The organism is Photorhabdus sp. RM323S (assembly GCF_042879375.1).
Lineage (GTDB): Bacteria > Pseudomonadota > Gammaproteobacteria > Enterobacterales > Enterobacteriaceae > Photorhabdus > Photorhabdus tasmaniensis.
This window is the reverse complement of sequence record NZ_JBHFKZ010000007.1, coordinates 35,716-56,299: the sequence shown is the minus strand read 5'-3', so window position 1 is coordinate 56,299 and position 20,584 is coordinate 35,716. Positions and strand designations below refer to the sequence as shown.

Sequence of the window (20,584 nt, the reverse complement as noted above, 5' to 3'; positions counted from 1 at the left end):
ATGAATAATATTGACCTGATCGGTATTGGTATTGGCCCCTTCAATCTGGGATTGGCGGCGCTGCTTTCTCCACACTCTGATCTGACCAGCCTTTTCCTCGAACGTAAGCCTGAGTTTCGCTGGCATGAGGGTCTTCTGTTACCTGGTACAACGCTACAGGTTCCATTCCTGGCGGATCTGGTAACGATGGTAGAGCCTACACATCCTCTGAGTTTTCTTAATTATCTTCATAAGCATGATCGTCTTTACAAATTCTACTATTATGAAAACTTTCAGATCCCACGCCAAGAATATGACCATTATTGCCGCTGGGTGACGCAACAGCTTCCCTCCTGCCAGTTCGGTGAAAATGTCATTGATGTGGCTTATGATCCGGTTTCCGATCATTTCATTATTGAAAGTCAGCCTCATACGGGACCGACGCATCAGTATTACAGTCGTAACCTTGCTATCGGTATAGGAACCGCTCCGTTTCTGCCTAAGTGGGCTAAAATCCAGACCAAAGCTCCTATCTTACATTCAGCAGAGTTCATAAACAGACGTGCACAGCTCTCAACGTGCCGGCATGTCACGGTAATTGGTTCAGGGCAAAGTGCTGCCGAATGCGTGCTAGCGCTCCACAATGCGTTGACGCCTGAAATGATAGAGGCCGGCGCTTCAATCCAGTGGATCACCCGATCTGCCGGTTTTCATCCTATGGAATCATCGAAACTCGGTCAGGAATGTTTCACGCCGGCCTACATGAACCATTTTCACGGTATAACAAGAGAGAAACGCCGCAAGATCGTGGCGGGTCAGGGGGGGCTTTATAAAGGTATCAGCGTCTCAACTATCGCAGATATCTTCGACATTTTATATGAAGGCTCCATCGGTGGCCGTGATCCAGGACTTTTGCTTATTTCAAACTGTGAGGTCGAGCAGGTGGAAAACACCGGAGACTCTGAGGCGTTGCGGGTCGTTTTTCGTCATCGGCATTTCGATAAAGTCGGCGTCATTGAAACCGATGCTATTGTCGCTGCTACAGGTTATGAGCATACCAGCCCCGAATGGTTAGAAGGGCTCAAGAATACAGTGCTTGCAACCGACGATTATGGCGATTTTATTGTACAAGAGGACTTTAGTGCTCAACGCCTTGACAAAGGAAAAGGCCTTATTTTCGTCCAGAATGCTGAGATTTTTCAGCACGGTATTGGCTCTCCCGATCTGGGGCTTGGCGCGTATCGCAATGGGATTATTGCCAACCAGCTTCTTGGGCGAGAGTATTATCGCTTGCCTCAAAACTCTTCATTCCAGAACTTTAGTCTGCCAAAGTGTTACGATACCGGAGATAAAAATGACGTTGTCCCTTGCTGATAAGAACAGACTAGATGCGTTTTGGCATTACTGTGTTAAAAACCAGTATTTCAATATCAGCTATCCGGAGTCCTCAGACTTTGATTATTCTTATTTACAGAGATTCATGCAGTTCTCTATCAACAATTGTGGTGACTGGGGAGCGGAGTGCAACTATCTCTTAAACTCTTTTGAGTTCGAAAAAGAGGTCATGAAATACTTTGCTGAACTGTTCAAAATCCCTTTCGAAGACAGTTGGGGTTATGTTACCAACGGAGGAACGGAAGGTAATATGTTCGGCTGCTATCTTGGGCGAGAACTATTCCCGGAGGGGACACTTTATTATTCAAAAGATACGCATTATTCGGTGGCAAAAATCGTCAAATTACTGCGTATCAAATCTTGTTTAGTAGAATCCTTACCCACTGGTGAGATAGATAATAATGACCTGATACAGAAGATCATCGCTCATAAAGAACCACATCCAATCATCTTTGCCAATATCGGCACGACATTGCGCGGTGCGGTGGATAACATAAAGATCATTCAACAACGTATGCAGCAAGTTGGTATCGCTCGCGAGAATTACTACCTGCACGCCGACGCTGCCTTAAGTGGGATGATCTTGCCGTTCGTAGATAACCCGCAGCCTTTTACCTTTGCAGATGGTATCGACTCCATCTGTGTCTCCGGGCACAAAATGATAGGTTCCCCCATTCCTTGCGGGATTGTTGTTGCAAAACGGAAAAACGTTGAGCGTATTACAGTCGATGTTGATTACATTTCGGCTCAGGATAAGACCATCTCAGGTTCACGTAATGGCCAGACGCCACTGATGATGTGGGCGGCCATTCGCAGTCACTCGTTTGCCAATTGGCAGCGCCGCACCAAACACTGCCTAGAGATGGCACAATATGCCGTCAAGTGTTTCCGTGCTGCCGGGATAGACGCTTGGCGTCATGACAACTCCATTACGGTGGTATTTCCATGCCCGTCGGCAGCCGTCTGGAAGAAGCATTGTCTGGCAAGGTCGGGAGATGTTGCACATCTAATCACCACGGCACATCATCACGACAGTAGTAAAATCGATGCATTAATCAACGATGTCATTGCTGAATCGCACCAGATAGTTCAAGTGCTGGATACGGTCATGTGAGAGATAAAAACAACTACATTGGGGCTTACCCTGTGATTTTGGTATGCTAGCCAAATCATAACTATTACACTGTAATTTATTTTATATAAGGTAAAATGAAGGAGCCTTTGGTGCTTACAGCAAAAAATATCACCGCAACTTACGGCAAGAAAACCGTATTGCATGATTTGTCAGTAGACTTTGCCCAAGGGCGCATCACTGCACTTGTCGGGTCTAATGGCTGCGGTAAGTCGACGCTTCTGAAGTCCATCATGGGTTTCATCCCCCTGAAAAGCGGGGAAATTCTGTTGGAAGGTAAGCTGATTACAGGGATAGGTCGCAAAGCGCTGGCTCGAAAAGTCTCTTATCTGCCGCAGGAATGCCACTGTCCGGATTACATGACACTGGGAGATTTGATCGAGCTGGCAGCTTGTGGGCGCAATTCGCTTTTCGGCGGGCCATCCTCGCGGGATCGCAAATTGTTTCATGATGTACTGGAAATCGTCGGCTTGGCCGATAAGGCAGGCTCTCAAGTCAACTCCCTTTCAGGAGGGCAACGCCAGCGCGCTTGGGTGGCGATGGTGCTTGCACAGGACACTGACATCATTCTTATGGATGAGCCAGTGAACCACCTGGATATCAAATTTCAATACACGGTGCTTAAACTGGTCCGCGATCTCTCACTCCAGCACGGAAAAACCATCGTTGTGGTGTTACATGATTTAAATCTAACAACGACTTTTGCCGATGATGTGGTGATGCTGAATACTGGCAGCGTTATTGCAGCAGGTGCTGTCAATAAAACGATAACGGTAGATAATATCCGGCGCGTATTCGATATTCCAGCCGATATTTTTAGTTACAACGGCAGCCTTATCTGTCAGCCTTATCCGGGCATAAACCATCCTGGAAATCAGCCCGGAGTATGATAATGAAATCCAGTCTGTTCTTTATATTCGCGCCTTTTGTATTGCTGCTGCTCTTTTTTTCTAGTCTCTCTTCTGGCGTGAATATTGCGTCAGTTTCGCAAATTTATGCGGCCTTAACACAGTCCGAACCGCAAAACTATGAGCAAGCAGTTATTTTATACCAGCGGCTGCCACGGGCTTTGATTTCTGTTTATGTCGGTGCAGTGATGGCATCCAGTGGTCTCGTCTTCCAAGGACTTATCCGCAATCCACTGGCCTCCTCATCAACATTGGGAATCAATGCCGGTGCGACACTGTTTGTCATAATAGGCGCAATCAGCTTTGAGTTCGATCTGACATTACAAGGTATAGCAGCCCTTGCCGGCGGGTTATTCGGCTTTCTGTCATCTCTTGCAATATCTCGCTTGGCGGGTGTTAACGGCGTTTCTCGCGACTTGCTACTGATACTGTCAGGCACATTAATAGCGATGCTTTATCTTGGGATAAGCAATACTGTTCTTCTTGCCTATCCTACATTACGAACCGAATATTTGAGCTGGTTAGCAGGGGCTATAAATCATGCCTATATCACAAGACTTCACCATTTCTGGTGGTTCGGTATACTGGCCTTGATAGTACTTTTATTACTGGCACGTCCACTGACACTTATTCTGCTCGGTTACGAAAAGGCGCTTTCGATTGGCGCGAATGCAACGCTTATTTCACGTATTGCGCTAATTGCAGCCATAGTTGCATCCAGTTCTGCCGTTGCCATATGCGGTCCGATTGGTTTCGTGGGGCTGGTTGTCCCCCATATTGTCAAGCCTCTGGTTGGCCAGAATTTTATGTTGTCGCTGCCAGCTTGTGCTCTGACGGGGGCAAGTATCTGCTTGATTGCCAATCTCTGTGCGCAGACACTCTTCCAGCCTTATGTCATACATACCGGCATTCTGATGGATTTTTTGGGAGGGCTGTTTTTTATCTGGATTATCAGAAAGCGCTATCTTTCAGCAACATCGGAGAGATCGTTATGAACTTCGATCAGGCAACAGACGGACAAAGGGTATTACGTTTTGCCAACGGATTGCAGATGCGTACCCGTGATATAAAAGTCGGTTTATGCCTATTTACCATCACGATCATACTCGTGGCTATTTCTTTAAACGTCGGGGTTACGAACGTTGGTATACGTGAATTCACGCATATGCTTTTCGGATATTCCCTTGAGCACCACCAGTTTTATGCACTCTGGGTTGTACGGATACCTCATATTTTATTGGGCCTGATGGTGGGTTGGTGCGCAGCCCTTGCCGGTGCTATTTTGCAGCCGATTGCTCGCAATCCGCTGGCCGACCCCGGCCTTTTTGGCATAAGTCAGGGATCTATGACGATGATCATAGTCTTGCTGGCGTTTGTTCCTTCTGCACCTAAGATGCTGATCGTCCTTGCCGCACTAGCTGGCGGACTGATTGTTGCATTGTTTTTGACTTTGCTCGTCGGCAATAATCGCGCAAGTGGCTTGGCAATTTTACTGATGGGGATTGCCATCTCGTCCGTTCTTAGTTCTGTCAGCTCTTTTCTTATTCTCTATCTTCCGACAGAGTTATCCTTGAATCTTGCTGGATGGATGCAAGGATCGTTGTTTCAGGCCAGTTGGTCAATTATCGCATCATTCATGCCATTATTCTTATTGAGTATTATCGGAATTCTGATAACTGGCCCCGCCTTAAACCGCTATGAGCTTGGAAACGAACTTGCTACGTCCCTTGGGGAACCTATCAAATATTCCCGTCCGTTGCTAATGATGTTTGCTGTCTTGTTAAGCGCAGCATCTGTCACCGCAGTAGGACCATTGAGCTTTCTGGGGATACTGGCACCACATCTGGCCAGCTTTATTTCATCGGCCACAGGCCGCGCCCGACTGTTTCTTTCCGCTCTGGTAGGCGGCAATCTGGTTGTTACTGCGGATATCATGACGAAAACAGCACCTGCGGGAGTCTTTCTCCCTGTCGGGTTGAGCTTCACACTCATTGGAGTGCCCCTGTTCATACTGACGATGCGGTTGAGCGCACTACGTAAGCGCTGAATATCTGGGGCGTGATATCCATTTATTGAATTAACCTGAGGTTTGCTTAAGAAGGGAACTAAGTGCCTGAGGCACGATCAGAGTTTTTGTCAAAGAAAACAAAATCGTGGAGATCCTCAGGCATGCCTAATTTAGAAGAACTTTACTGCTGCGTCGATGACTTTTGCCAAAAATTTATTCCTCTCTGGCATCAACAGTTAATTGAACATGGTTTGCTCAAACCTCGCCGCGAAGCTTCCCTTTCTCTCAGTGAAGTGATGACGCTCCTCATTTCCGTAGTAACATGAAGACAAAAGCGTTATCTCTCTGGGATAAACTGATGTTAAGAAGGCGATTTTTGATATAAACGGTCGTGGATCAGCTCAAAAATATTTCTCAGATAGCGCATTCAAGACACCGCAATCAGCTCGGTTTTTTATTGGAAATCGTCGCTGGCCTAATTGCTTATACATTCCAACCTAAAAAACCGAGCTTGAATTTACGAGATTGTGATATCGCTATTTTTAAACGAAGCTGAGGTTTTTTAGATTGGTTTTTTATTCGTCTAAAATTCTGATCTTGGAACAGGATTTTAGTTCAATTTCTTATCCAGAATTCGGGTTAAATATCTTTTTATTTATATCTGTCATCTCAAAAGATAACTTATTTTCATTAAGATTTTGATAGTGATTTATATATTCGGCAGCATTAAAAAACACAGAAGAAAGTCAAATAAATCATTACCATCCTCTATTATAAAAGTTAATCACTTTTACTATGTGTAAATATCACCTTTCATATTTAAAATATAATAAACACCTTTATATTCACAGCATATAAAGGTGCCACAACTTTACTATCTCCCCCCCCCTAAGTTCCCTCTAATGCCAAAAACGGGCGAGTAACAATAATTGGCTACAGTTGCGATAACAACCTTATTTCATCAATATTTCTGTGTAAAAACTCAAAGCAGGCTCGCCTTTGCAAACAATGTAGCCATTCTTTACACGAAAAATCTATTGAAAAAATTTGATTTAATCGCAGTTTCTATAACGTAACCGACAAGTAAGTTCGTCGAATTATGTCGTAACCATCAGAATAAGATCAGACGCGAACTGGAAATTGTTTCTCTCAGAACGTATAAAGGGGTTTTTGCGAATATTTGAAGCCTATCCACCAGAAGAAAACACAACATGAATGAATCTTTAAGCCGAATTATTGCAAGTGAGCTACAGGCCCAGCCACAACAAGTACTTTCAGCGATGAGTCTGCTCGATGAAGGGAATACTGTCCCTTTTATTGCACGATATCGTAAAGAAGCCACCGGCGGTCTGGATGACACCCAACTTCGTCAACTTGAGAGCCGCCTTGGTTATCTGCGCGAACTGTCGGACCGCCGCCAAACCATTCTTAAATCCATTGACGAGCAAGGCAAGCTGACACCAGAACTGACCGAAGCAATTAATGGAACCCTGAGCAAAACAGAACTGGAAGATCTTTATCTGCCATACAAGCCGAAACGTCGTACCCGTGGGCAAATCGCTATTGAAGCAGGTCTTGAACCTCTGGCGAACTCTCTGTGGCAAGATCCACAACAAGAACCGGAACAAATTGCCGCTACCTTTGTTGATACCGATAAAGGGGTAGCTGATACCAAAGCCGCTTTGGATGGCGCTCGTTATATCCTGATGGAGCGTTTTGCCGAAGATGCAGCATTATTGGCAAAAGTTCGTGACTATTTATGGAAAAATGCCCATCTGGTCGCCAAAGTCGCCACAGGAAAAGAAGAGGAAGGCGCTAAATTCCGCGACTATTTTGATTACCATGAACCTATCGCACAGGTCCCCTCTCATCGCGCATTAGCCATGTTCCGTGGCCGTAATGAAGGAATACTGCAACTTTCCCTAAATGCTGATCCCCAGTTTGATGAACCACCCAAAGAGAGCTACTGCGAACAGATTATTACCCAGCATCTTAATCTGCGCCTGAACAATGCACCGGCGGATAGCTGGCGCAAAGCCGTCGTAAACTGGACCTGGCGTGTCAAAGTATTGCTGCATCTTGAAACAGAATTGATGAGCACTTTACGTGAAAAAGCAGAAGATGAAGCTATCAAGGTATTCGCCCGTAACCTGCAAGATCTGTTAATGGCCGCACCAGCGGGTATGCGTGCAACAATGGGACTTGATCCGGGTCTGCGTACCGGTGTTAAAGTTGCCGTCATTGATGCAACCGGCAAACTGATTGCCACAGACACTATCTATCCGCACACCGGGCAAACTGCCAAAGCAGCCGCCAGCGTGGCCGCATTGTGTATCAAACATCAAGTGGAACTGGTCGCTATCGGTAACGGCACCGCTTCCCGCGAGACAGAACGTTTCTTCGCCGATGTCCAAAAACAGTTCCCGGAGATAAAAGGCCAAAAAGTGATTGTCAGTGAGGCAGGCGCATCTGTTTATTCTGCCTCTGAACTGGCGGCACAAGAATTTCCTCACCTGGACGTTTCACTGCGCGGTGCAGTCTCTATCGCCCGCCGCCTGCAAGACCCACTGGCTGAATTAGTGAAAATCGATCCGAAATCTATCGGCGTAGGTCAATATCAACATGATGTCAGCCAGACTCAGCTTGCCAAAAAACTGGACGCGGTAGTTGAGGATTGTGTAAACGCCGTCGGCGTAGATCTGAATACCGCATCTGTTCTTCTATTAACCCGAGTTGCCGGGCTGACCCGTATGATTGCCCAGAACATCATAAACTGGCGCGATGAGAATGGCCGCTTCAATAACCGCGCACAATTACTGAAAGTCAGCCGTCTTGGGCCAAAAGCGTTTGAACAGTGCGCTGGCTTCCTGCGTATCAATCACGGTGATAACCCGCTGGATGCCTCGACTGTTCACCCGGAAGCCTACCCGGTGGTTGAGAAAATTCTGGCAGCCACTGAACAAAAACTCCAGGAATTGATGGGCAATCCTTCCTCATTGCGAGGATTGAAGCCTCAGGATTTCACCACAGAACAATTTGGTGTTCCAACCGTTACCGATATTTTGAAAGAGCTGGAGAAACCAGGCCGCGATCCACGTCCAGAGTTTAAAACCGCAACGTTCGCTGACGGTGTGGAAACGATGAATGATCTGCGACCAGGAATGGTGCTGGAAGGTGCTGTCACTAACGTGACTAACTTTGGCGCATTTGTCGACATCGGTGTTCATCAAGATGGACTAGTGCACATCTCTTCGCTGTCCGATCGCTTTGTAGAAGATCCTCACACCGTGGTAAAAGCAGGCGATATCGTCAAAGTCAAAGTGCTGGAAGTTGATCTGAACCGTAAGCGTATCGCGCTAACCATGCGGCTCGATGAACAACCGGGAGAAACCCACTCACGTCGCAGTAGTAATACTCAAACTGACCGCCGCCCTGAACGCAATGACAAAAACCGTACTACTCCGCGCGCTTCAACGCCAGCCGGAAACAGTGCCATGAGTGACGCACTGGCCGCCGCATTCGGAAAAAAACGTTGATAATCTTATAATTGCAAACAATATGCACTGCTTTAGCAGTGCATATCTCATCTCTGCCATCAGGCAAAATCCAAATCCACTTATCCTTGTCAACTTGAGTGACTTACTGAACATCCAATGATTGAAAATGCGATTAATATTGAAATTAATGTTGGTTATTATTCTTATTTGCAATTAACATGCATAGGATGAAAATCGTACTTTATCTAATATAAGTACGACTTTAGTTCTCAAGATTCTTTTACTTATCACACATCCCGGAAGGTTATATGCAATTTCTTCCAGACCATAGTTACAAGATCATTGGCTTTTCTCCCAAGATCAGCCCAGCTTACCGACAGAAATTGCTGTCATTAGGCATGTTGCCCGGTTCCTCTTTTCATGTTGTCCGTTTAGCACCTTTAGGTGATCCGATACAAATTGAGACCCGCAGAGTTAACCTGATTCTGAGAAAAAAAGATCTGGAATTTCTCACATTAGACGACGCCCAATGCAACGCATAATCCATTGCAAGCAATAAAACTGTTACTCCTAATTTGGCATCAAAAATATGAAAGCACTGACCATTGGCTTAATCGGCAATCCCAATGCCGGCAAAACGACGTTATTTAACCAACTTACCGGTGCCCGTCAACGTGTAGGCAACTGGGCAGGCGTCACGGTAGAACGCAAAGTTGGCCGTTTTACCACAGAGGACCATAAAATTGAGCTGGTTGACCTGCCGGGAACCTACTCTCTAACCACAATTTCTGAACAAACATCACTCGATGAGCAGATAGCCTGCCACTACATCCTGAGCGGTGATGCTGACATGCTGATTAACGTCGTAGACGCTTCTAACCTTGAGCGAAATCTCTATCTGACATTACAACTGTTGGAATTAGGCATTCCATGCATTGTTGCGCTGAATATGTTGGATATCGCTAAAAGCCAGCATATTCAAATCAATATTGCTGAATTGGAGAAGCAACTCGGTTGTCCGGTCATTCCAATGATTTCAACCCGCGCAACCGGACGCAATGAGCTGAAACAAGCAATTGACCGCCATAAACAAAATTCGGCGCAATCATTGATTTGCTACCCAGACAGCTTGTTACAAGAAGTTGAGCAACTCTCTGGTGTAATCTCAAACGATTTTAATACTCAACAACGCCGTTGGTTAGCCCTTCAGGTACTTGAAGGGGACATTTACAGCCTGGAACGCTCCGGCCTTGCGGCCTCAATGCTGGCTGAATCCAAAGAACGCCTGCAACAACAGCAATACGAAGAACCTGAACTGGTTATTGCCGATGCACGCTATCAAAGTATTAACACATTATGCATGGCCGTGATCGACAGCCAAAAAGCCATGCCAAACAAACTCACCCAGACAATTGATAACATCATCCTCAATCGCTGGTTGGGTGTGCCCATTTTCCTGGCTGTTATGTATTTAATGTTCGTACTGGCGATTAATATCGGTGGTGCATTACAGCCTATTTTCGACGCAGGTTCTATCGCTGTTTTCATTCATGGCGTTCAATGGCTTGGTCATACGTTACATTTTCCTGAATGGCTGACTATTTTCCTTGCGCAAGGTATTGGTGGTGGAATCAACACCGTTCTACCACTGGTACCACAAATCGGCATGATGTATTTGTTCCTCTCTTTCCTTGAGGACTCCGGTTATATGGCGCGGGCAGCGTTTGTTATGGATCGTCTGATGCAGGTTCTGGGGCTACCGGGTAAATCTTTTGTCCCGTTAATCGTTGGCTTCGGTTGCAACGTACCCTCAATTATGGGAGCAAGAACGCTGGATGCACCGCGTGAGCGCCTGATCACGATTATGATGGCACCATTTATGTCTTGTGGCGCACGGCTGGCCATCTTTGCCGTTTTTGCCGCTGCATTCTTCGGAAAAAATGGTGCAACCGTTGTTTTTTCTCTTTATATACTGGGCATTGTAGTCGCGATTTTGACCGGTCTGATGCTGAAATACACCATTATGCGTGGTGAAGCCTCGCCATTTGTGATGGAGCTGCCGGTTTACCATATTCCACATCTGAAAACCCTGCTGTTGCAAACATGGCAACGCCTGAAAGGTTTTGTTATCCGTGCAGGTAAAGTCATTGTTATCGCCAGTATGTTTATCGGTGCGCTCAATAGCTTCTCTTTCTCTGGTAAAACCGTGGATAGCATCAACCAATCAGCGCTGGCTTCCGTCAGCAAAGTTATTACACCACTGTTACAGCCAATTGGCGTTCACGCAGATAACTGGCAGGCAGCCGTAGGACTGATAACGGGTGCGATGGCAAAAGAAGTGGTTGTCGGGACACTGAATACCTTGTACACCGCAGAAAGCATTACAAATGAGCCATTTGATGCAGATGGATTCAACCTGCTTGGTGAACTGAAAGATGCTGCTGGTGAGACCTGGGAAAGCCTGAAAGACACCTTCACTTTGAGCGTGCTTTCCAACCCAATCGAAGCCAGTAAAGGCGACGGAGAGATGGATAGCGGTTCTATGGGAATCATGAGTACAAAATTTGGCTCCGCTATTTCAGCGTACAGTTATCTGATCTTCGTTTTGTTATATGTGCCCTGTGTTTCTGTGATGGGCGCGATTGCCCGTGAGACAAGTCGTGGCTGGATGACATTTTCCATTCTGTGGGGGCTGAATGTGGCTTACTCAATCTCAGCTCTGTTCTATCAAATGGTGACTTTCTCACAGCACCCACAAAGCAGTCTGATCATCATTCTGGCAGTTACCCTCTTTAACGCACTGGTGTTTTCCTTCCTACGACGCGCACGCAGCCGCGTGACGATGAAACTGAGCAGCAACACTGGAAATAGCTGCCACTGCTCCAGTGGAAACTGTCACTAGGAGTTGAAAATGATTAGCCTGTTAAAAGTAAGGGATGCAGTCGCTCTGAATGGACGGGCAGATGCCAGACTGTTGAGCCGCCAGCTTTGTGCGTCCGTACAGATGATTGCCGCTATGCTTGAACAGCTCGTAGTGATGGGCAAACTGGAAAAGGTTGATGCAACTGCCTGCCTGAGTGGCAGTTGCAAACAATGCTCTGAAATACAGAAATGTGATACGGCGGTTTATCGGATCACTGGGAAATACTGAATCATATTATAGAACAGCTCATCATATATTGATGAGTTCAAGATAAACCCTATTTTAAAAAAGTAGAGTTTATCAACAATTTATTTACCAAGTGGGTTATAAACCACAGGTTGATCCTACCGTTATTCATTTAAAAATAAAAACTCTTAGTTCAAGTACAACAGGCTATTGATTTACAGGCATTTGGAAAACAAATGCTCCTCCAAGCGCGGCAGCATAGCGGCTTAAAGTATCCAGATTTGGCACACTCTTGCCATTTTCCATACGGCTGATATTTTGCTTTTGAGTGCCAATTTTCTGAGCAACATCTTGCTGAGTAAGATGCAACGCTTTACGTGCATCCTTAAGCTGTTTCATCAATGTTTTACGGATCTGAATATCGTTATATGCTTCCAGAGTCGCGGCATCTTCTAAGAGCAGCGTTTTAGCTTCAGAAAATGGGATAATATCATAATCATTATCAGACATTGTTGAGACTCCGTTTAATCTCTTTCATTCGTTGGTTGGCCAGTTCAAGCGATTTCTTCGGCGTTTTTTGGGTTTTCTTTTGCAGTCTATGAACAACATAAAACTGTTGTCCAACTGCAAAAAAGAAAAACCCCCTCGCGATAACGTCAGTTCACCAACGAGATTGGCAGGTTTTTATTTATACACAGAAAAAATTAATTGAACCGCCGCATTCATGTGGCGGAAGCTCGACTCTTCCAAACCACGCCAATAATAAGTTGGTTATATTATCAGCCTCAAAACGCTTCTCTGCTGATAAAATCAATCAATAATCCAACAAATTCATCAGGATGAGAAATAAAAGGCGCATGGGCGGCATGACGCATCATAGCGGAAACTGAACGCGGCCATTTCTCATCAAGAATTCTGATAACTTTTCTTGGCACTAAACCATCCAGATAACCGTAAATACGCAAGAACGGTATGGAAAGTTCAGCCAAAGGCTCCCTTAAATCTTCAGTACTCAAAATCTCCAAACCAACATTAAGCACTTCAACAGAAGGCATCGGCTGCGCCAATACAACGGATTTCAGTAACCGCGCATCCTGACGGGCACTAGCTGTACCCAATGTCTGCAAAGCAAGGAAACGCTCTACTGTGCGCTGGAAATCTTCACTAAGCTGATGCTCGAAACCGCTCAAAACCTCAGGTTTGATCCCCGGCCAGTCACCTTCTGCACTGAAATGTGGTGAAGACGCCACAGTAATTAATCCGGCAACCTTATCCTGATGGTCAAGCGCAATCCGGCTGGCAACCAGCCCACCTAACGACCAACCCAGCCATAACGCATTTTTAGGTGCATACCGCCAGACTTCATCCGCCATATCATCAAGGCTCATCGGACCGTATTTTTGACTGCGGCCATAGCCCGGCAAATCCACCAGATGCAAACGAAAATGCGGAGCGCATCGCATTTCAATGGAACGCCAAACTTCCGCATTCAATCCCCAGCCGTGCAGCAACACAAGATCACGCGAATCTCCCGCAGAAGTCTGCCAAAACAGATCAGCCATTGTTATTCTCAACTTTATTTGCCATCAAGGAAGAATCCTATGCTAACAATGGTTGGGTACTGTTGGCTATGCCATCAGCCTCTTTGGTTTCCGCATCATGGAATATGCAGCTTTTGCAACAAACGGCTGAAACGTCTGACAAATATGTGCCCTCGTTGTGCACTGCCCTCAGAATTAACTTCACTGCCTTGTGGACGCTGTATCAAGAAACCCCCGCTATGGGAACATATGATCGCGATTACCGATTATCACCCACCATTGAGCGGCCTGATTCGCCGCTATAAATATCACAGCACGCCACAACTTGCGTCAGTTCTGGCGCGTCTGTTTCTACTGCACTGGCAACAAGGCTATCGCGATGGACGATGGTATAAACCCAATATTCTGCTCAGTGTGCCACTGCATCGACACAGACGCTGGAAACGGGGATTTGATCAAGGTGTATTAATCGCAAAGCAACTATCAGAATGGCTACAATGCGATTATCAGCAAAGCATTCTGCAACGGACGCGTGCTACACTAGCACAAAGAAATTTATCAGCGGCACGTCGTAAAACTAATCTCAGGAAAGCGTTCCGGCTTTGTGGCACCATCACAGGACAACATGTAGCCATAATTGATGATGTGATTACCACCGGTGCGACGATGACCGAAATTTCCCGTTTGTTAATTCGTGCTGGCGCCCGTTCAGTGCAGGTCTGGGCGATTTGCCGAACCTTGTAGTCAAGATGAGAATGGGCGTATTATAACCAACTAAAGCAGTCAACTATTGAGCAAATGATATGATTAATATTACTGAAGCAGCGCAAGCTCATTTTGCCAAATTACTGGCAAACCAAGAACCGGGCACGCAAATCCGCGTATTTGTCATCAATCCGGGTACACCTACCGCAGAGTGTGGTGTGTCTTACTGCCCACCTGACGCCGTTGAAGCAACAGATACTGAGCTGAAATTTGAGAAACTGTCCGCTTACGTTGACGAGCTGAGTGCGCCGTTCCTTGAAGAGGCAGAAATTGACTTTGTTACTGATCAATTAGGCTCTCAACTAACACTAAAAGCCCCTAACGCCAAAATGCGCAAAGTCTCTGATGATTCTCCACTGATCGAACGGGTGGAATATGTCTTACAGTCACAGATTAACCCACAATTAGCGGGTCACGGTGGCCGCGTCAGCCTGATGGAAATCACTGACGATGGTTTAGCTATCCTTCAGTTCGGCGGCGGTTGCAATGGTTGTTCAATGGTCGATGTCACTCTGAAAGAAGGGATTGAAAAAGAGTTACTGAACATGTTCCCGGAATTAAAAGGTGTAAGAGACTTGACTGAACATCAACGCGGTGAACACTCTTATTACTGACAACTGACTTTCCCGTTCGGATAACCGTCGGGAAAATATCACTACAATAATAACTTAATGGGATAATCTCTAAGTTCTAAGAGCAATTCAGAATATATATGGAACATTTTCAAACAATCAGCCTTGAGCAGGCTTATCAACATTGGCAAGATAAATCCGCCATTATGGTGGATATCCGCGATCCACAAAGTTTCCGGGGCGGTCATGCATCTGGGGCCTTTCATTTAACCAATGACACATTAAATGAATTTATGTTGCAGACCAATTTCGAGCAACCTGTAATGGTCATGTGTTACCACGGTCACAGCAGTCAGAGCGCCGCTCAGTATTTGCTGAACATGGGTTTTGAAGCGGTTTACAGCATTAATGGCGGCTTTGAAGCCTGGCAGAGAGACTATCCTCAAGCTGTTGATTCCTTATTACATAATCCGGCATAACAACACCTCATGATCCGCGTAATAGCTATTTCAAACCCGCGCCTGGCACAAGCTTTTATCGATTATATGGCAACTCATCAAGTACATCTGACTATGCGTCCGGGTCACGATGGGCAGCACGTAGAGCTGTGGCTGGAAGATGACACTAAACTCACCTTGGTTCAACAAGAGCTGGAACAATTTACCCGTGATCCGCTGAACGAACGTTACCAGGCGGCCAGCTGGCAATCCGGCGATGTGAATCACTCATTGAAATACCATAACAACCTGAATTGGCAATATTTGAGTCGTCAGGCTGGCCCGCTGACAATGACGGTTCTGATCCTAAATATCGTTGTTTATCTCTGGATGCAGTTCGCTGGGGATTATCAGGTTATGTCCTGGCTGGCCTGGCCTGACAACAGTCAGCACCTGGAGCTATGGCGTTGGGTTACTCATGGTTTACTGCATTTCTCACTATTACATATCATCTTTAATCTCATGTGGTGGTGGTATCTTGGCGGACAAACAGAAAAGCGCCTTGGTACAGGCAAGCTGTTTGTTATCACTATTGTTTCCGCTGTTTTCAGTGGCTGGGGACAATCATTATTCAGTGGCTCTCATTTTGGCGGCCTTTCCGGTGTTGTTTACGCTTTAATTAGTTATGTCTGGTTAACCGGTGAACGTGCACCTGATCGCGGCATTGGCGTTCCCCGTGGTTTGATGGCTTTTTCGATCCTCTGGCTGATTATTGGCTACTTCGACACGTTTGGACTCGCTATTGCCAACGCGGCCCATTTTTCTGGTTTAATTATCGGCTTACTGATGGCGCTGTGGGACAACCGTCATACCTTCAAAAATAACACTCACAACCGGCATTTTTAAGAAAATTAGGGGACTATCGTGAAGCAAACTCAACGGCATGATGCAATAGTTGAGCTGGTACGTCTTCAGGGCTATGTCAGTACTGAAGAGTTGGTTGAACACTTTAATGTCAGCCCCCAGACTATCCGCCGTGATTTGAACGACTTGGCAGACAAAAACAAAATACAGCGACATCACGGCGGTGCCGCATTGCCATCAAGTTCAGTCAATACCGCTTATAATGACCGCAAAAGCATGTGGTCAGAAGAAAAAGCCCGTATTGCCCAACGTGTTGCCAGCCATATCCCGGACGGCGCAACACTGTTTATTGATATCGGCACGACACCGGAAGCCGTCGCTCACGCACTGCTAAATCATAAAAATCTGCGGATCGTCACTAATAACCTCAACGTAGCTACCCTATTGATGACAAAGGAAGACTTCCGTTTAATCCTGGCGGGTGGGGAAATTCGTACCCGTGATGGGGGGATTATCGGTGAAGCTACACTGGACTTTATCTCCCAGTTTCGGCTCGATTACGGCATTCTCGGCATCAGTGGTATCGATATGGATGGCTCACTACTGGAGTTTGATTACCATGAAGTCCGCATTAAACGCGCAATTATCGAAAATTCCCGTTGCGTCATGCTGGTGACTGACCATTCTAAATTTGGTCGTAACGCTATGGTCAATCTGGGTAACATGAATCTCATTGATTTCTTATTTACTGACCAACCTCCCCCGCCAGGCATCCAAAAAGTGGTTGAACAACATAACGTTCAGCTCGAACTCTGCTAACCATTTTTCTCTTATTGGGGATAACACTATCCCCAGTCCCGCTTCTCATTCCACGTAATACTCTCTTTAATAGCTTCCTAATTAATGCCATATAAATCATACTGGTACGATAATATTTGTCAGCTACATCACGCGAATATATTTTTTCTTAGTTATATATTGGCTATTGAGCAATTTCTGATTACAATTGTGAGCGAAAACGAACATTAAAGAACTGTTTCGAACATTTTAGGGGGATGCATGGAAACCAAAGACTTGATTGTGATCGGCGGCGGGATCAACGGCGCGGGTATCGCGGCAGATGCCGCTGGCCGGGGGCTATCTGTTCTGCTGCTAGAAGCGCAAGACTTAGCTAAAGCCACGTCATCCGCCAGTTCAAAATTGATCCACGGTGGCCTGCGTTATCTGGAACATTATGAATTCCGTCTGGTCAGCGAAGCGCTGGCAGAACGTGAAGTTTTACTGAATCTCGCACCACACATCGCTTTCCCAATGCGTTTTCGTCTGCCGCACCAGCCACACCTGCGCCCGGCATGGATGATCCGCATTGGTCTGTTCCTTTATGACAATTTAGGCAAGCGTGTCAGCCTGCCGAGCAGTAAAGGGCTAAAATTCGGTGCTCATTCCGTTCTGAAACCAGAATTAGTCCGCGGCTTTGAATATTCCGACTGCTGGGTTGATGACGCTCGTTTAGTTGTCCTTAACGCTCAGGAAGTCAAAAAACACGGTGGAGAAGTCCGTACCCGAACAAAAGTTACCCGTGCATGGCGTGAACAAGATGGTTGGATGGTTGAAGCCGAAGATCTGCGGACAGGTAAAACCCATACCTGGCGTGCAAAAGGTCTAGTTAACGCCACCGGTCCTTGGGTTAAAGAATTCTTTGACGATGGTCTGAAACTGAAATCACCTTATGGTATTCGCCTGATCAAAGGCAGCCATATTGTGGTGCCAAGAGTGCATGATGAGCCACAAGCTTATATTCTGCAAAACGAAGATAATCGTATCGTATTTGTTATTCCCTGGATGGATGAATTCTCCATTATCGGAACAACCGATGTGGAATATAACGGCGATCCAAAAGAGGTGAAGATTGACGATCAAGAGATAAACTATCTGTTGGAAGTCTATAACAATCACTTTAAGCAACAAATTAGCCGTGAAGATATTGTCTGGACCTATTCCGGTGTACGTCCACTGTGTGATGACGAATCTGATTCACCTCAGGCAATTACCCGTGACTACACACTCGATATTCATGATGAGCAGGGCAAAGCGCCATTACTGTCTATATTCGGCGGTAAGTTGACCACTTACCGTAAGTTGGCGGAACACGCAATGGAGAAGATGATTCAATACTACCCCAATGCCGGAGAAGCCTGGACTAAAAATGGTCAGTTACCGGGCGGTAATTTAGAAGGCTGTGACCGTGACGGTTATGCTCGCTTACTGCGTAAACGCTACAACTGGTTACCGGAAGGCGTTGCGGTACGCTATGCCCGTACTTACGGCAGCAACAGCGAACTGATTCTGCAAGGTGCTAACAATCTAACAGATCTCGGTGAGTCCTTCGGCCAAGGTTTGTATGAAGCAGAGCTACACTATCTGGTCAATAACGAGTGGGTTGTTGAGCTGGATGATGCCATCTGGCGCCGTACCAAGCTGGGTATGTGGCTGAATGAAGCACAGAAGCAACGTATTGCCACATGGCTGGCGGAGAATGCTAAGCCACGTATAGAGATTTGATTTTTCTTCACAATAAGTCATTGCTCTTCCCGTTTAAAAAATGCGATTACCGCGAGAATGTTTTTAACATTCTCGCGGTTTTTATTATGTTGAATTTATGTCCTATTTCTCCCTTCAATGTTACATCAGTCTTTTCAATTCAGGATTGACGCATAAATTGGCATAGCTATTTATAATAATGAAGAGTGGATTTACATAATAAATGCAACATTGATAATCTGGAAGTAAACATGTCCGTATTCCTTTAAATGACATAATTCCATGGCTATTATAAAAACAAACTGGCAGAAATAAATCAATAAGATATTGAAGACAGAGTTTCTACTCCATAAAGTGAACGATTTAGCCAATAAACAACAACATTATCTACTGAAACACTGCATACTCCGAAGAAATTCATCAGGCGTTTTATATCACGAAGGATATATAAAAATATCAATCTATTTTTGAACCGGGCAGCTCATAGGGAAGAATAATCCCAGCGCCATCCTTAAAATCTTTAGGGTTTCTGGTAATCAATAGCCGCCCATTTTGTTGAGATGTCGCCCAGATTATTGCATCAGGGAGCTTTATCTTTTTCTCATGCCGGATTGTTACTGCGCGTTCTGCTACGTCACTTGTGACACTGAGAATTTCAAAACTATCTAAAAAAATTCTTGTTGCGTTTTCTTTGTCCTTGTCCAGCTTCTTAGCTCCCACCATAACCTCCATCCAAGTTATGCAACTAATAGCTGGACTGTTCCCATATTTTTTTAATGTCTCGGCAGCTTGTTCATATCCATTTAAATAGTCAATCAATATATTAGTATCGAATAGCGACTTCATAGCAATCATTGCCATTCCTTACGTAAACTATTCTGATATTCCAATCCATCTTGCTTTTTATCCCCCCATAAACCAAAGGCATGGTTATTCTGTTCTGAAATACTGGCATCAAGATAAGCATCTATTGCTTTTCGGATCTGCGCAGCACGTGACTTATCAGGAAAGCGCTCTTTTAAAACTTCAAGCTTTCTGATTGTTTCTTCCGGCAAATCTATATTAATTCTTACCATAGCAACCACATCTACTCCCTCCTATACACATCAGGTATATATATCATATATCTGATCATTTCAATTGTCTATTTTTAATCCAAAAAATTATAACTAGCGAGATGTTACATGGCTACTGATATGAATATTAATGAACTATTGGAAGCAGAAACTTCATTTATGCTGGGAACCCTGACGTTAGAATCTCACATTATCGGGGTTATGGAATACGAAAATGGCTGGATCAATTACATGATACCGGAATAATTTCAATAGATGACAAAGAGTTAGTGGTAACAAAAGTTTACACGGCGGGTCTTATCGAGGGTCATTTATATATAGACCGGGAAATAACGTAACAAGTAACATCTCCAGACAAGATCATTCCAGCACACTATTTACCTGATTTACAATAAATATCTGAGGAAGATCTTATAGGGAAGAAAGTAACTCTATCCGTGAATAATGAAGCAAGACACAGAGCAAATGCCGCACACTCAATGGCTCACTTTATGTTCCTAGCGTTAAACAAAGCAACAAATAATACATGGTCTAAAGTCTATGATACCGACGATTTAGGAAATTATAATCTAGATAAAGCTGCAATTTACCAATCTTCTATTACAGAGCTTAAATTAGTTGATATTTATCGTTTTAGTAAATAACTTAAGAAAAAGGCTTCGACAAAAATAAATTAATTGAACATCTTGATGAAATTAATAAATAAGTTAATAACACACTAAATAATTGGTTAGCCCAGGGAGCAGAAATAACCATCGAA

At 45.1% G+C, this 20,584-nt stretch carries 23 protein-coding genes and 1 pseudogene; 19 read left to right on the top strand and 5 right to left on the bottom strand.

What is annotated here, in order from left to right; genetic code table 11:
* The 11 genes and pseudogenes from basC to ACGF7G_RS05335 all read left to right on the top strand — a co-directional run bounded on the left by basC (position 1) and on the right by ACGF7G_RS05335 (position 12,070).
* Complete coding sequence (basC, locus tag ACGF7G_RS05385) at positions 1-1,353, top strand: putative histamine N-monooxygenase (protein WP_387464029.1); 1,353 nt, start codon at positions 1-3, stop codon at positions 1,351-1,353.
* Positions 1,334-2,488 carry a histidine decarboxylase gene (locus ACGF7G_RS05380; RefSeq protein ID WP_387464027.1) on the top strand — a complete coding sequence of 385 codons (1,155 nt, stop codon included), beginning with the start codon at positions 1,334-1,336 and terminating at the stop codon, positions 2,486-2,488. Before basC ends, ACGF7G_RS05380 begins: the two co-directional genes overlap by 20 nt.
* A 110-nt stretch (positions 2,489-2,598) precedes the next feature.
* Positions 2,599-3,396: an ABC transporter ATP-binding protein gene (locus tag ACGF7G_RS05375; protein ID WP_387464025.1), complete on the top strand. Its 798-nt coding sequence runs from the start codon at positions 2,599-2,601 to the stop codon at positions 3,394-3,396.
* A gap of 2 nt (positions 3,397-3,398) precedes the next feature.
* A complete protein-coding gene (locus ACGF7G_RS05370) occupies positions 3,399-4,409 on the top strand; it encodes a FecCD family ABC transporter permease (RefSeq protein ID WP_387464023.1) in 1,011 nt (336 codons plus the stop codon).
* Entirely contained in the window at positions 4,406-5,461 is a 1,056-nt protein-coding gene (locus tag ACGF7G_RS05365) for a FecCD family ABC transporter permease (protein WP_387464022.1), read from the top strand. Before ACGF7G_RS05370 ends, ACGF7G_RS05365 begins: the two co-directional genes overlap by 4 nt.
* 122 nt (positions 5,462-5,583) lie before the next feature.
* Positions 5,584-5,748: a hypothetical protein gene (locus ACGF7G_RS05360; RefSeq protein WP_387464021.1), complete on the top strand. Its 165-nt coding sequence runs from the start codon at positions 5,584-5,586 to the stop codon at positions 5,746-5,748.
* Positions 5,736-5,978: pseudogene (locus ACGF7G_RS05355) on the top strand (transposase); the annotation flags it as partial. The gene ACGF7G_RS05360 and the pseudogene ACGF7G_RS05355, both read left to right, overlap by 13 nt.
* A 655-nt stretch (positions 5,979-6,633) precedes the next feature.
* Complete coding sequence (locus ACGF7G_RS05350; protein ID WP_387464019.1) at positions 6,634-8,958, top strand: Tex family protein; 2,325 nt, start codon at positions 6,634-6,636, stop codon at positions 8,956-8,958.
* A gap of 269 nt (positions 8,959-9,227) precedes the next feature.
* Positions 9,228-9,461, top strand: coding sequence for a ferrous iron transporter A (gene feoA / locus ACGF7G_RS05345; protein WP_133814381.1), 234 nt, complete (start codon positions 9,228-9,230; stop codon positions 9,459-9,461).
* A 47-nt stretch (positions 9,462-9,508) separates the two neighbouring features.
* Complete coding sequence (gene feoB / locus ACGF7G_RS05340) at positions 9,509-11,821, top strand: Fe(2+) transporter permease subunit FeoB (protein WP_387464017.1); 2,313 nt, start codon at positions 9,509-9,511, stop codon at positions 11,819-11,821.
* Positions 11,822-11,830: 9 nt separating this feature from the next.
* A complete protein-coding gene (locus ACGF7G_RS05335) occupies positions 11,831-12,070 on the top strand; it encodes a FeoC-like transcriptional regulator (protein WP_387464015.1) in 240 nt (79 codons plus the stop codon).
* 165 nt (positions 12,071-12,235) lie between these two features.
* Here the strand turns inward: ACGF7G_RS05335 and ACGF7G_RS05330 are convergent, their stop codons facing one another.
* The 3 genes from ACGF7G_RS05330 to bioH form a co-directional block, all read right to left on the bottom strand.
* Positions 12,236-12,538 carry a helix-turn-helix domain-containing protein gene (locus ACGF7G_RS05330; protein WP_046974701.1) on the bottom strand — a complete coding sequence of 101 codons (303 nt, stop codon included), beginning with the start codon at positions 12,536-12,538 and terminating at the stop codon, positions 12,236-12,238.
* A complete protein-coding gene (locus ACGF7G_RS05325; protein WP_387464086.1) occupies positions 12,531-12,680 on the bottom strand; it encodes a type II toxin-antitoxin system RelE/ParE family toxin in 150 nt (49 codons plus the stop codon). Before ACGF7G_RS05325 ends, ACGF7G_RS05330 begins: the two co-directional genes overlap by 8 nt.
* Positions 12,681-12,813: 133 nt before the next feature.
* Positions 12,814-13,590 carry a pimeloyl-ACP methyl ester esterase BioH gene (gene bioH, locus ACGF7G_RS05320; protein WP_387464013.1) on the bottom strand — a complete coding sequence of 259 codons (777 nt, stop codon included), beginning with the start codon at positions 13,588-13,590 and terminating at the stop codon, positions 12,814-12,816.
* Positions 13,591-13,629: 39 nt separating this feature from the next.
* Between bioH and gntX the strand changes: the two genes are divergently transcribed.
* The 6 genes from gntX to glpD all read left to right on the top strand — a co-directional run bounded on the left by gntX (position 13,630) and on the right by glpD (position 18,769).
* Entirely contained in the window at positions 13,630-14,313 is a 684-nt protein-coding gene (gntX, locus tag ACGF7G_RS05315; RefSeq protein WP_387464011.1) for a DNA utilization protein GntX, read from the top strand.
* Positions 14,314-14,372: 59 nt separating this feature from the next.
* Positions 14,373-14,948 (top strand): Fe-S biogenesis protein NfuA, encoded by a 576-nt coding sequence (gene nfuA, locus ACGF7G_RS05310; protein WP_387464009.1) that lies wholly within the window; start codon positions 14,373-14,375, stop codon positions 14,946-14,948.
* Between the two features lie 98 nt (positions 14,949-15,046).
* Positions 15,047-15,385 carry a thiosulfate sulfurtransferase GlpE gene (gene glpE / locus ACGF7G_RS05305; protein ID WP_387464008.1) on the top strand — a complete coding sequence of 113 codons (339 nt, stop codon included), beginning with the start codon at positions 15,047-15,049 and terminating at the stop codon, positions 15,383-15,385.
* A 9-nt stretch (positions 15,386-15,394) separates the two neighbouring features.
* Positions 15,395-16,249, top strand: a complete 855-nt coding sequence (glpG, locus tag ACGF7G_RS05300; protein ID WP_387464007.1) for a rhomboid family intramembrane serine protease GlpG — start codon at positions 15,395-15,397, stop codon at positions 16,247-16,249.
* Between the two features lie 18 nt (positions 16,250-16,267).
* Complete coding sequence (locus ACGF7G_RS05295; RefSeq protein ID WP_133814389.1) at positions 16,268-17,026, top strand: DeoR/GlpR family transcriptional regulator; 759 nt, start codon at positions 16,268-16,270, stop codon at positions 17,024-17,026.
* Between the two features lie 240 nt (positions 17,027-17,266).
* Entirely contained in the window at positions 17,267-18,769 is a 1,503-nt protein-coding gene (gene glpD, locus ACGF7G_RS05290) for a glycerol-3-phosphate dehydrogenase (RefSeq protein ID WP_133814390.1), read from the top strand.
* 435 nt (positions 18,770-19,204) lie between these two features.
* Here the strand turns inward: glpD and ACGF7G_RS05285 are convergent, their stop codons facing one another.
* Both ACGF7G_RS05285 and ACGF7G_RS05280 read right to left on the bottom strand, forming a co-directional pair.
* Positions 19,205-19,603 (bottom strand): type II toxin-antitoxin system VapC family toxin, encoded by a 399-nt coding sequence (locus tag ACGF7G_RS05285; RefSeq protein ID WP_133814391.1) that lies wholly within the window; start codon positions 19,601-19,603, stop codon positions 19,205-19,207.
* The gene (locus ACGF7G_RS05280; protein WP_133814698.1) at positions 19,600-19,824 is read right to left on the bottom strand and encodes a ribbon-helix-helix protein, CopG family; all 225 of its coding nucleotides are present in this window, start codon (positions 19,822-19,824) and stop codon (positions 19,600-19,602) included. The genes ACGF7G_RS05285 and ACGF7G_RS05280 overlap by 4 nt, the downstream gene beginning before the upstream one ends.
* Positions 19,825-19,932: 108 nt before the next feature.
* Here ACGF7G_RS05280 and ACGF7G_RS05275 point away from each other — a divergent pair, with 108 nt between their 5' ends.
* On the top strand, positions 19,933-20,070 hold the full coding sequence (locus tag ACGF7G_RS05275; protein ID WP_242688684.1) for a hypothetical protein: 138 nt from the start codon (positions 19,933-19,935) through the stop codon (positions 20,068-20,070).
* Positions 20,071-20,261: 191 nt separating this feature from the next.
* Positions 20,262-20,468 (top strand): hypothetical protein, encoded by a 207-nt coding sequence (locus tag ACGF7G_RS05270; RefSeq protein ID WP_387464004.1) that lies wholly within the window; start codon positions 20,262-20,264, stop codon positions 20,466-20,468.
* Positions 20,469-20,584: the final 116 nt, after the last annotated feature.

Coding starts and splice junctions, on each gene's coding strand:
- basC (WP_387464029.1), top strand. CDS start 1: ATGAATAATATTGACCTGATCGGTATTGGTATTGGCCCCTTCAATCTG.
- ACGF7G_RS05380 (WP_387464027.1), top strand. CDS start 1,334: ATGACGTTGTCCCTTGCTGATAAGAACAGACTAGATGCGTTTTGGCAT.
- ACGF7G_RS05370 (WP_387464023.1), top strand. CDS start 3,399: ATGAAATCCAGTCTGTTCTTTATATTCGCGCCTTTTGTATTGCTGCTG.
- ACGF7G_RS05365 (WP_387464022.1), top strand. CDS start 4,406: ATGAACTTCGATCAGGCAACAGACGGACAAAGGGTATTACGTTTTGCC.
- ACGF7G_RS05360 (WP_387464021.1), top strand. CDS start 5,584: ATGCCTAATTTAGAAGAACTTTACTGCTGCGTCGATGACTTTTGCCAA.
- ACGF7G_RS05350 (WP_387464019.1), top strand. CDS start 6,634: ATGAATGAATCTTTAAGCCGAATTATTGCAAGTGAGCTACAGGCCCAG.
- feoA (WP_133814381.1), top strand. CDS start 9,228: ATGCAATTTCTTCCAGACCATAGTTACAAGATCATTGGCTTTTCTCCC.
- feoB (WP_387464017.1), top strand. CDS start 9,509: ATGAAAGCACTGACCATTGGCTTAATCGGCAATCCCAATGCCGGCAAA.
- ACGF7G_RS05335 (WP_387464015.1), top strand. CDS start 11,831: ATGATTAGCCTGTTAAAAGTAAGGGATGCAGTCGCTCTGAATGGACGG.
- ACGF7G_RS05330 (WP_046974701.1), bottom strand. CDS start 12,538: ATGTCTGATAATGATTATGATATTATCCCATTTTCTGAAGCTAAAACG.
- bioH (WP_387464013.1), bottom strand. CDS start 13,590: ATGGCTGATCTGTTTTGGCAGACTTCTGCGGGAGATTCGCGTGATCTT.
- gntX (WP_387464011.1), top strand. CDS start 13,630: ATGCTAACAATGGTTGGGTACTGTTGGCTATGCCATCAGCCTCTTTGG.
- nfuA (WP_387464009.1), top strand. CDS start 14,373: ATGATTAATATTACTGAAGCAGCGCAAGCTCATTTTGCCAAATTACTG.
- glpE (WP_387464008.1), top strand. CDS start 15,047: ATGGAACATTTTCAAACAATCAGCCTTGAGCAGGCTTATCAACATTGG.
- glpG (WP_387464007.1), top strand. CDS start 15,395: ATGATCCGCGTAATAGCTATTTCAAACCCGCGCCTGGCACAAGCTTTT.
- glpD (WP_133814390.1), top strand. CDS start 17,267: ATGGAAACCAAAGACTTGATTGTGATCGGCGGCGGGATCAACGGCGCG.
- ACGF7G_RS05285 (WP_133814391.1), bottom strand. CDS start 19,603: ATGATTGCTATGAAGTCGCTATTCGATACTAATATATTGATTGACTAT.
- ACGF7G_RS05280 (WP_133814698.1), bottom strand. CDS start 19,824: ATGGTAAGAATTAATATAGATTTGCCGGAAGAAACAATCAGAAAGCTT.
- ACGF7G_RS05275 (WP_242688684.1), top strand. CDS start 19,933: ATGGCTACTGATATGAATATTAATGAACTATTGGAAGCAGAAACTTCA.